Consider the following 2,500-nt stretch of genomic DNA (forward strand, 5'->3'; position numbering starts at 1 on the left):
TTGTAGTCTGCGCGGGCTGCTCTGGGATTTTCTAAAGTTGGTTGCGGGAGCAGGATTTGAACCTGCGACCTTCAGGTTATGAGCCTGACGAGCTACCGGGCTGCTCCATCCCGCGACACTTTAAGTGACCTATCGCTTACGCTACTTGAGGTCTTTTGTTGGTCTATCGCCTATTCGGCTACTTGAGACCGGGTAGTGTTCTTTTCATCGTGTTTGAGAGATGTGGACTTTTTCTAGGTTTGGCGGTGACCTACTCTCCCGGGGCTTAAGCCCAAGTACCATTGGCGCGGCAGTGCTTAACTTCCGGGTTCGGGATGGGACCGGGTGTTTCACTTGCGCTATGACCACCAAACCGAGGAAAAGCCCATGTCGACTTTCCTGCGTTGCAAGAAAGCGACGAGGTGGCAGGCAGCGTCTTTTGCTTGCAAAAGGTGCGTTGCCACTCGGTTATATAATCAACCAACATCGCGGCTTGGCGCTGCGACGTTATCCAACTCAAGGTCAGTGTATGCTTTTGGTGATTTGTCTTTCCATTACTGGATCAAATCAAGCCTATCGGGCGATTAGTACCGGTCAACTGAACGCATTACTGCGCTTACATCTCCGGCCTATTGACGTGGTGGTCTTCCACGGCCCTCAGGGAGACCTTGTTTTGAGGGGGGCTTCCCGCTTAGATGCCTTCAGCGGTTATCCTGTCCGATCATAGCTACCCAGCACTGCCGTTGGCACGACAACTGGTCCACCAGTGGATCGTTCACCCCGGTCCTCTCGTACTAGGGGCAACTCCTCTCAAGTCTCCTACACCCACGGCAGATAGGGACCGAACTGTCTCACGACGTTCTAAACCCAGCTCACGTACCTCTTTAAACGGCGAACAGCCGTACCCTTGGGACCTGCTCCAGCCCCAGGATGAGATGAGCCGACATCGAGGTGCCAAACACTGCCGTCGATATGGACTCTTGGGCAGTATCAGCCTGTTATCCCCGGCGTACCTTTTATCCGTTGAGCGATGGCCCTTCCACTCGGGACCACCGGATCACTATGGCCGTCTTTCGACTCTGCTCGACTTGTCAGTCTTGCAGTCAGGCTGGCTTCTGCCATTGCACTCAACGAGCGATTTCCGACCGCTCTGAGCCAACCTTCGCGCGCCTCCGTTACGCTTTAGGAGGCGACCGCCCCAGTCAAACTACCCGCCACGCAGGGTCCCGGATCCGGATAACGGACCGCGGTTAGACATCAAGAGTGCGAAGGGTGGTATCTCAAGGGAGGCTCCACGGATACTTGCGTTTCCGCTTCAAAGCCTACCACCTATCCTGCACATCACAATCCTGATGCCAGTGCGAAGCTGTAGTAAAGGTGCACGGGGTCTTTCCGTCTAACCGCGGGAAGCCTGCATCTTGACAGGCAATTCAATTTCGCTGAGTCGATGTTGGAGACAGCGGGGAAGTCGTTACGCCATTCGTGCAGGTCGGAACTTACCCGACAAGGAATTTCGCTACCTTAGGACCGTTATAGTTACGGCCGCCGTTTACCTGGGCTTCAATTCAAGGCTCTCACCTCTCCTTTTAACCTTCAGGCACCGGGCAGGCGTCAGACCCTATACGTCGTCTTGCGACTTCGCAGAGCCCTGTGTTTTTAATAAACAGTCGCCACCCCCTGGTTTGTGCCCCCAGCCCCTAGTTGCCTAGGAACCGGGCCTCCTTCTCGCGAACTTACGGAGGTATTTTGCCGAGTTCCTTCAACATCGTTCTCTCAAGCGCCTTGGTATGCTCTACCAGTCCACCTGTGTCGGTTTAGGGTACGGTCTGATGGAGGGCTATTTCCAGGAACCACTCAGCAGCCCAATCAATCCGATAAGATTGAACTACACCTGTGATCCGTCACATCCTCCTGGCCTAGGAATATTAACCTAGTTCCCATCGCCTACGCCTTTCGGCCTCGGCTTAGGGGCCGGCTTACCCTGCTCAGATTAGCTTTAAGCAGGAACCCTTGGACTTTCGGCGAGAGTGTCTCTCACACTCTTTGTCGCTACTCATGTCATCATTCTCACTAGTGATCTCTCCACGGGATCGCTCACGCGCCCGCTTCATCGAAAGCCTCTCTCCTCCAATCTGCCCGAAGGCATGAAGGAGGAATGAGACTATGTCACACTACGCTCTGCTACCGATGCTTACGCATCCCTAGACTTCGGCTCATGGCTTGAGCCCCGTTACATCTTCGCCGCAGGACAACTTATTTAGACCAGTGAGCTGTTACGCTATCTTTAAAGGATGGCTGCTTCTAAGCCAACCTCCTGGTTGTTTTGGTCGTCCCACCTGCTTTCCCACTTAGCCATGAATTGGGGGCCTTAGTCGTAGGTCAGGGTTGTTTCCCTCTCCACTACGGACGTTAGCATCCGCAGTGTGTCTGCCATCTAGTACTCCCGGGTATTCGGAGTTTGGTTAGGATCAGTAAGCCTGTGGGGCCCCATTACCCATCCAGTGCTCTACCCCCCGGGGTA

The 2,500-nt window shown here is 54.3% G+C and carries 1 tRNA gene and 2 rRNA genes (1 of these 3 cut by a window edge); all 3 read right to left on the minus strand.

The features are described 5' to 3' along the window. Nucleotides 1–38: 38 nt before the first annotated feature. Nucleotides 39–115: transfer RNA gene (locus tag ACR0BI_RS22090), tRNA-Met, on the minus strand. Nucleotides 116–237: 122 nt separating this feature from the next. After that, nucleotides 238–352: ribosomal RNA gene (rrf, locus tag ACR0BI_RS22095) — 5S ribosomal RNA — on the minus strand. Between the two features lie 190 nt (nucleotides 353–542). Further along, nucleotides 543–2,500: ribosomal RNA gene (locus tag ACR0BI_RS22100) — 23S ribosomal RNA — on the minus strand (it continues 869 nt past the right edge of the window).

This window comes from Ruegeria sp. E5 (assembly GCF_056534105.1).